At 67.8% G+C, this 7,702-nt stretch carries 8 protein-coding genes and 1 tRNA gene; 6 read left to right on the top strand and 3 right to left on the bottom strand.

All coding sequences use genetic code 11. The annotated features are described in order from the left end of the window. Positions 1-101: 101 nt before the first annotated feature. The 4 genes from ACTIE5_RS27550 (at position 102) to ACTIE5_RS27535 (ending at position 4,546) form a co-directional block, all read left to right on the top strand. Positions 102-1,247 carry an amino acid ABC transporter permease gene (locus ACTIE5_RS27550; protein ID WP_439552942.1) on the top strand — a complete coding sequence of 382 codons (1,146 nt, stop codon included), beginning with the start codon at positions 102-104 and terminating at the stop codon, positions 1,245-1,247. Between the two features lie 76 nt (positions 1,248-1,323). Further along, complete coding sequence (locus tag ACTIE5_RS27545) at positions 1,324-2,118, top strand: amino acid ABC transporter ATP-binding protein (protein ID WP_408735401.1); 795 nt, start codon at positions 1,324-1,326, stop codon at positions 2,116-2,118. Positions 2,119-2,220: 102 nt separating this feature from the next. Continuing rightward, positions 2,221-4,095, top strand: a complete 1,875-nt coding sequence (locus ACTIE5_RS27540) for a potassium transporter Kup (RefSeq protein WP_439552941.1) — start codon at positions 2,221-2,223, stop codon at positions 4,093-4,095. Positions 4,096-4,171: 76 nt separating this feature from the next. Further along, on the top strand, positions 4,172-4,546 hold the full coding sequence (locus tag ACTIE5_RS27535; RefSeq protein WP_439552940.1) for a hypothetical protein: 375 nt from the start codon (positions 4,172-4,174) through the stop codon (positions 4,544-4,546). A gap of 96 nt (positions 4,547-4,642) precedes the next feature. Here the strand turns inward: ACTIE5_RS27535 and ACTIE5_RS27530 are convergent. After that, a tRNA-Ala gene (locus ACTIE5_RS27530) sits at positions 4,643-4,718 on the bottom strand. Between the two features lie 142 nt (positions 4,719-4,860). On the opposite strand from ACTIE5_RS27530, the gene ACTIE5_RS27525 reads away from it, so the two are divergent. Both ACTIE5_RS27525 and ACTIE5_RS27520 read left to right on the top strand, forming a co-directional pair. Beyond that, entirely contained in the window at positions 4,861-5,598 is a 738-nt protein-coding gene (locus ACTIE5_RS27525) for a CoA transferase subunit A (RefSeq protein WP_439552939.1), read from the top strand. A 13-nt stretch (positions 5,599-5,611) separates the two neighbouring features. Beyond that, positions 5,612-6,250 (top strand): CoA transferase subunit B, encoded by a 639-nt coding sequence (locus ACTIE5_RS27520; protein ID WP_439552938.1) that lies wholly within the window; start codon positions 5,612-5,614, stop codon positions 6,248-6,250. A gap of 52 nt (positions 6,251-6,302) precedes the next feature. Here ACTIE5_RS27520 and ACTIE5_RS27515 read toward each other — a convergent pair whose 3' ends face one another. Both ACTIE5_RS27515 and ACTIE5_RS27510 read right to left on the bottom strand, forming a co-directional pair. Next, a complete protein-coding gene (locus ACTIE5_RS27515) occupies positions 6,303-6,797 on the bottom strand; it encodes a hypothetical protein (protein ID WP_439552937.1) in 495 nt (164 codons plus the stop codon). A 97-nt stretch (positions 6,798-6,894) separates the two neighbouring features. Beyond that, a complete protein-coding gene (locus ACTIE5_RS27510; protein WP_439552936.1) occupies positions 6,895-7,698 on the bottom strand; it encodes an undecaprenyl-diphosphate phosphatase in 804 nt (267 codons plus the stop codon). Positions 7,699-7,702 lie beyond the last annotated feature (4 nt).

The following is a 7,702-nucleotide window of genomic DNA, read 5'->3' as shown; positions in this document are numbered from 1 at the left end:
AGGGCCGCAGCGCGTTGTCCTTTTCCCCGTGCGCCTTGCGGCGCACCTTCCCCGTGCGCTTCGGGCGCAACGCCCGCATCGCCTTGGTGGAGCGCTGAGCCATGAGCGACATCACCGCCAACACGGCCGTGCCGCACCAGCCCGGCGCCGAGCGCCGGCAGCCGCCCGTTGCCACCACGGGCATCGTCGCCTGGGCGCGGATGAACCTGTTCTCATCCTGGATCAACACCGCCATCACCCTGGCGCTGGGCTACCTGGTGGTGCGCTGGACCATCGGCTTCGTGGACTGGGCCTTCCTCAACGCCATCTGGTCCGTCCCGGTGGTGAACGGCCAGGCGCAGACCCAGGCGTGCCGGGAGATCAAGGGCGTTGGCGCCTGCTGGGCGGTGGTGACGGAAAAGCACCGCTTCATCCTGTTCGGCACCTATCCCTATGAGGAACATTGGCGGCCGCTGCTGGTCTGCGTGCTGTTCGTCGCGCTCTACATCGTCTCCGCGCTGCGCCGCTTCTGGAACTGGCGGCTGATCCCGATCTGGGTCGGCACGCTGACCGCGATCGGCATCCTGATGTGGGGCGGCGTCTTCGGCCTGACCTATGTCCCGCAGGAACGCTGGGGCGGGCTGCCCATCACGCTGATCCTGTCCACCTTCGGCCTCGCCTTCGCCTTCCCGCTGGCGGTGCTGGTGGCGCTCGGCCGGCGGTCGAAGCTGCCGGCGATCAAGACGCTCTGCGTGCTGTATGTGGAACTGATCCGCGGCGTGCCGCTGATCAGCCTGCTGTTCATGGCCAGCGTCATGTTTCCGCTGTTCCTGCCGGAGGGCATGAACATCGACAAGCTGCTGCGTGCGCAGGTGGCGATCACGCTTTTCGCGGGCGCCTACCTGGCCGAAGTGGTGCGCGCCGGCCTCCAGACCCTGCCGCGGGGGCAGTATGAGGCGGCGGATGCGCTCGGCCTTTCCTACTGGCAGAAGACCGGCTTCATCATCCTGCCGCAGGCGCTGCGGCTGGTGATCCCGCCGCTGGTGAACACCTTCATCGGCTTCTTCAAGGACACGTCGCTGGTGCTGATCATCGGCATCTTCGACCTGCTGACGGCGGGCAAGACCGCGATCGTGGAACCTGCCTGGCAGGGCTTCGGGATCGAGGTCTACATCACCATCGGCCTCATCTACCTGGTGTTCTGCTTCGCCATGTCGAAGTACAGCCAGGATCTGGAACGCGAACTCAACCGGCATCGGCGGCGGTAGCGGCAGGCCCGGGGCAACCTGGGCCCGTGATGACCACGCCGACCAAGCCGGGTGCCGGAAGACAGGGAAAGACACAATGAGCGAGACCATCGAGACCGAGGCCCAGATCGCCTCCGCCATGCGGACGGATGCGCCGCCGGCGATCGTGCTGGAAGGCGTCAACAAGTGGTTCGGCGCGCTGCATGTGCTGCGCGACGTCAACCTCTCCGTCGCCACCGGCGAACGCGTGGTGGTCTGCGGGCCGTCCGGTTCCGGCAAATCCACCCTGATCCGCTGCATCAACCGGCTGGAGACGCACCAGGAAGGCAAGATCCTGGTGGATGGGATCGAGCTGTCGGACGACCTCCGATCCCTCGACGCCATTCGCCGCGAGGTCGGCATGGTGTTCCAGTCGTTCAACCTGTTCCCGCATCTCACCATCCTCGAAAACTGCACCCTGGCGCCGATCTGGGTGCGCCGGATGCCGAAGAAGGAGGCCGAGGAGCTGGCGATGGAATACCTGACCCGGGTGCGCATCCCGGAGCAGGCGAAGAAGTATCCGGGCCAGCTTTCCGGCGGCCAGCAGCAGCGCGTCGCCATCGCGCGCGCGCTGTGCATGAAGCCCAAGATCATGCTGTTCGACGAACCGACCTCGGCGCTCGACCCCGAGATGATCAAGGAAGTGCTCGACACCATGGTGATGCTGGCCTCCACCGGCATGACCATGATCTGCGTGACGCATGAGATGGGCTTCGCCCGCCAGGTGGCGGACCGCGTGGTGTTCATGGACCGGGGCGAGATCGTGGAGAGCGGGGAGCCGGAGAGCCTGTTCAGCGACCCGAAGACGGATCGCCTGAAGCTGTTCCTCAGCCAGATCCTTCGGGGGCATTGAGGCTGGCTCGTTGATGGCACATGGCCGGCGGAGGACGGCGCGCTTGCGCCCCCCCACCCGCCGGGCCTATGCCTCGCCGCGTTCCGCCACTGGAGCGCACCCTTGAGCCATTCCCCCGCGGCCGAACGTCCCGTGACGCTGGCCGCCCTGATCGGCGTGCTGGGCATCGTCTATGGCGACATCGGCACCAGCCCGCTTTACGCCCTCCGCGCCGCCCTGCTGCATTTCTCCGCCGACGGGATCGAGCGGTGGGAGATCCTGGGCATCCTCAGCCTGATCTTCTGGTCCCTCATCCTCACGGTGACGGTGAAATACGTCATCTTCGTGCTGCGGGCGGACAACCGGGGGGAAGGCGGGATCCTCGCCCTGATGGCGCTGGCGCAACGCCATACCCGGACGCCACGGGGGCGCTGGTGGGTTGCCGTGCTCGGCATCATCGGCGCCAGCCTGTTCTTCGGGGATGGCATCATCACCCCGGCCATCTCCGTCCTCTCCGCGGTGGAGGGGCTCAAGGTCATCTCGCCGCATTTCGAGGAAGCGGTGGTGCCGATCGCGCTCGGCATCCTCATCGCGCTTTTCCTGGTGCAGTGGCGGGGTACCGCCACCATGGGCAAGATCTTCGGGCCGATCTGCGCCCTGTGGTTCGGGACTATCGGCCTGCTGGGGCTGATCGAGGTGATCAAGGAGCCGGAAGTGCTGGCGGCGCTGTCGCCGCACCACGCCATCACCTTCTGCGCCTACTACAAGCTGGCCGCCTTCATCGCCTTCGGCTCCGTCGTCCTGGCGGTGACGGGGGCGGAGGCGCTGTACGCCGATATGGGCCATTTCGGCCGCAAGCCCATCCAGCTGGCCTGGGCCGCCTTCGTGCTGCCGGCCTTGGCGCTGAATTATTTCGGCCAGGGCGCCCTGCTGCTGTCCGAGCCGGAATCGATCGCGAATCCCTTCTTCCTGCTGGCGCCCGAATGGCTGCGCCTGCCGCTGGTGATCCTGGCGACGGCCGCCACCATCATCGCCAGCCAGGCGATGATCTCCGGCGCCTTCTCCATCGCGCGGCAATGCGTCCAGCTGGGCTTCGTGCCGCGGCTGGAGGTTCGCCACACCAGCGAGACGGAGCAGGGCCAGATCTACATGCCCCAGGTCAACATGATGCTGCTGATCGGCGTCATCATCCTGGTGCTGGAATTCAAGACCAGCGACAGCCTGGCGGCGGCCTATGGCCTGGCGGTCACGGGCACCTTCCTGGCGACCTCCTGCCTGGCCATGCTGGTGTTCCGGCGGGCCTATGGCTGGCCGCTGCTGCTGGTCATCGCCGTGTTCGGGCCGCTGTTGATGCTCGACCTCGCCTACTTCATCTCCACCGCGCTGAAGATCCCGGAGGGCGGCTATGTGCCGCTGCTGCTGGGCATCCTGACCTTCACCCTGATGCTGACCTGGCGGCAGGGGCGGGATCTGCTGTTCCTGCGCTTCCGGCAGGACAGCCTGCCGCTGAAATCCTTCATCGCCCGCCTGCCGCAATCGCGCACCATCCGGGTGCCCGGCATCGCGGTGTTCATGACCGGGCAGGCGGATCTCGTCCCCGGGGCGCTGCTGCACAACCTCAAGCACAACAAGGTGCTGCACGAACGGGTCCTGTTCGTCACCGTCATCAACGAGGACATCCCCCGCGTCGAGCAGCGGCGGGAGGTGACGGAACTGGCCCCCGACATCCACCGCGTGATCCTGCGCTACGGCTTCCAGGAAAGCCCCCACATCCCGCGGGAGCTGGAGGCGCTGCGCGACATCGGCATCGCGTTCGAGCCGATGCAGGCCAGCTACTTCCTGGGGCGGGAGACGGTGGTGGCGGCCGCCGTGCCGAAGATGCCACGCTGGCGGCAATGGATCTTCACGACGCTGAGCCGCAATGCCGTGCCGGCCACGGAATTCTTCCGCATCCCGTCGGACCGCGTGGTCGAGCTCGGCGTGCGGGTGGCGATCTGATCGGCCGGCCCCTGCCGAACCCTGGGGCGGGGCGCGCGTTCGCCTCCCCTCTGGATAGTCCAGGAAGGGATAGAGGGTGAGCGCCGCCAAGCTGGTTGACGTCACGCTGGTGATGACCTGGAGCCCGGGAACGGGGGCGGGGGACGAACCCGCGCGCATCGTCTTCGCGATCGCGCTGGACGGCCAGGGGCAGCCCGATGCGGGCGCCTGGCTGGCCGATCCCGCCCCCTGGCCCGCCCGCTACGAAGCCGCGGGGAAGCCCCCCATGGCGGGCGACGTGACGCATGACGAGGATGGCTGGTCGCTGCGCTTCTTCGCCGATGCGGCGGCCGCGCCGGATGCGCCCATGCACCGCATCCTGCACCTCGGCATGCCGCGGCCGGGGGAGGTGCTGACCATCCGGGAGCCGAATGGCGCCGAAGCGGCCTGGCGCGTGGTCGGGATCGGGTAGCCCACCCCGTTCCCCCGAACGAACCGGTCCCCCAAACGAACCGGTCCCCCAAAACGAAAAAGACGCCCGCCATGCCGGCGGGCGTCTTCATCGAACTGGTGGAGCCAAGGGGAGTCGAACCCCTGACCTCTTGAATGCCATTCAAGCGCTCTACCAACTGAGCTATGGCCCCGCACCGTGGCGAGGCGCGCCCTATAGCGGCGCCTGGAAGGCTGCGCAAGCCTCCCCCAACCCCCTTTCCGTAAAGCTCCGCGCCGCATAGTTTCGCGCCATCACGGGCCGCCGTATTCGGCGGCCGCGGGCGGGAGAGCGCGATGCGAAAGATCCATCCGGATGCGAAGGCGGCGTTGGCCGGCGTGCTGCGCGACGACATGACCATCATGTCGGGCGGCTTCGGCATCTCCGGCATCCCGTCCCTGCTGATCGAGGCGATCCGGGAAAGCGGGGTGAAGGGCCTCACCGTCATCTCCAACAATGCGGGGATCGACGATGCGGGGCTCGGCCTGCTGCTGCACACGCGCCAGATCCGCAAGATGATCAGCAGCTATGTCGGTGAGAACGCGACCTTCGCGAAGCAGTACCTGGCCGGCGAATTGGAGATCGAATTCAACCCGCAGGGCACGCTGGCGGAACGCATCCGCGCCGGCGGCGCCGGCATCCCCGCCTTCTTCACCAAGACCGGCTACGGCACGGCGGTGGCGGAGGGGAAGGAGGTCCGGGAATTCGATGGCGAGCACTATGTGATGGAGCGCGGGTTGTTCGCCGACCTCGCCATCATCCACGCCTACAAGGGCGACCATGAGGGCAACCTCGTCTATCGGAAGACTGCGCGGAACTTCAATCCGATCATGGCCAGCGCGGCGCGCGTGACGGTGGCGCAGGTGGAACACCTGGTGAGGCCCGGGGAGATCGACCCGGACCACATCCACACCCCCGGCATCTTCGTGAAGCGCCTGGTGGTCTGCCCGCCCGATTTCGAGAAGCGCATCGAACAGCGCACCGTCCGCAAGCGTGCCCCGGCTGCCGCCGCCGGCGCTGAATCCCAGGCCTGAGGAGCGCCACGACATGCCCTGGACCCGCGACCAGATGGCCGCGCGCGCCGCGCGCGAACTGCAGGACGGCTTCTACGTCAATCTCGGCATCGGCATCCCGACGCTGGTGGCGAACCACGTGCCGGATGGCATGACGGTGCAGCTGCAGTCGGAGAACGGCATGCTGGGCCTCGGCCCCTTCCCCTATGAGGGGGAGGAGGACCCGGACCTCATCAATGCCGGCAAGCAGACCATCACCGCCCTGCCCACCAGCAGCTTCTTCGACAGCGCGCAGAGCTTCGGGATGATCCGTGGCGGGCATATCGACCTGTCCATCCTGGGCGCGCTGCAGGTGGCGCAGAATGGCGACCTCGCGAACTGGATGATCCCCGGCAAGATGGTGAAGGGGATGGGCGGCGCGATGGACCTGGTCGCCGGCGTGAAGAAGGTGATCGTGCTGATGGAGCACACCGCCGGTTCTTCCGCGAAGCTTCTCAAGGCCTGCAATCTGCCGCTGACGGGCCGCCGCGTGGTGGATCTGGTGGTGACGGACCTCGGCGTCTTCGCCATCGACAAGAAGGGCGATGGCGCCATGCGGCTGCTGGAGACGGCGCCGGGCGTGAGCGCGGAGGAGATCCGCGCGAAGACCGAGGCCGACTACGTCACGGCCTGACGTCTGGACGGGGTGGGCTTCGGCCCGCCCCTATTGCAGCTGCGGCTGACCTCTATTGCAGCTGCGGCTGCTGGCGGCGCTGGTAGCGCAGGCGGTCTTCTTCGAGGATCCGGCGCAGGCGGTCGAGCTCCCGCTCCCGCTCCGCCAGTGAACGCTCTGCGTCATTGGTGGTGCTGGCCGGCAGGGCGGCGGGCGCGGGCTCCCGGAAGACGGGTTCCTGTGCCGCCGGGGGGGCCGGGGCGCGGGCGCGGCGGACGGTGCTGCTGCCGGTGCGGCGCGCGGGCGTCGCGGTGGCCGGCACGGGCGGCGGCGGCACCCAGTCCAGGATCGGGATCGGGCCGCGGGGCGCGGCCGTGGTGGCAGCCATGCCGGGCGCCGTGGGCGTGAAGCGCGGCTGGGCCGGCATCCGCTGGCGGAAGCTGTCGAAATCCTGGGCCGTTGAACTCATCAGGTCGCGGCCAGGGCCGCTGTCGTTCCAATGCTGGGCCGCAGCCGGCTGGGCCAGCAGCAGGCCGATCGGCAGGGCAAGCAGGGTGCTACGGCGCATCAACCAGGATTCCGGATCGAACGGTGAATTCACCGGAAGATGAACGTCCGCGCAGCTTGGCACAAGCATTGCCATGCGGCGGAACGATCGCCGCGCGTCATCGCACCAGCAGAAACACCAGCATGACGCTGCCGAGCGCGATGCGGTACCAGCCGAAGGGGGTGAAGCCGATGCGGCCGATCACCCCCATCACCCAGCGCACGACGACAAGCGCCACCACGAAGGCCGTCACGAAGCCCACGCCGATCTGGGCGAAGCTGGAGAATTCCAGCTCCGCCCGCGCCTTGAACAGGCTGAAGGCGGTGGCGGCGACCATGGTGGGGATGGCGAGGACGAAGGAGAATTCCGCCGCCACCTTGCGGTCCACCCCGATCAGCAGCGCGGTGATGATGGTGGCGCCGGACCGCGAGGTGCCCGGGATCATCGCCAGCGCCTGGCCGAAGCCGATGATGAGCGCAGCCAGCGGCCCGATCTGCGGCACGGAATGGATGGTGGGGGTGTGGCGCAGCCGCTCGATCGCGATGATGGCGATGCCGCCGATGATGAGGGCGAAGCACACGACCCAGGGGCTGAACAGCAGGCGCGTGATGGTGCCGTGCAGCGTGGCGCCGATGGCGGCCGCCGGCAGGAAGGCCAGCAGCAGGTTGATGGCGTAGAAGCGCTCCGGCCCCGGGCGCCAGGCCTTCGTCACCAGGGATACCAGGGTGGGCCAGAACACGACCACCACGGCCAGGATGGCGCCGAGCTGGATGACGATCTCGAAGGTCTTGCCGGGCGGGCCCTGGAAGCCGAGCAGTTCCCCCAGCAGGATCAGGTGCCCGGTGGAGGAGATGGGCAGGAATTCGGTGATGCCCTCCACGATGCCCATGAGGAGGGCGGAGAACAGGGTGGCGGCATCCATGGGC

Origin of the sequence: Falsiroseomonas sp. (assembly GCF_051859025.1) — a bacterium.
Lineage (GTDB): Bacteria > Pseudomonadota > Alphaproteobacteria > Acetobacterales > Acetobacteraceae > Falsiroseomonas.
This window is presented reverse-complemented; position numbering and strand designations above follow the sequence as displayed.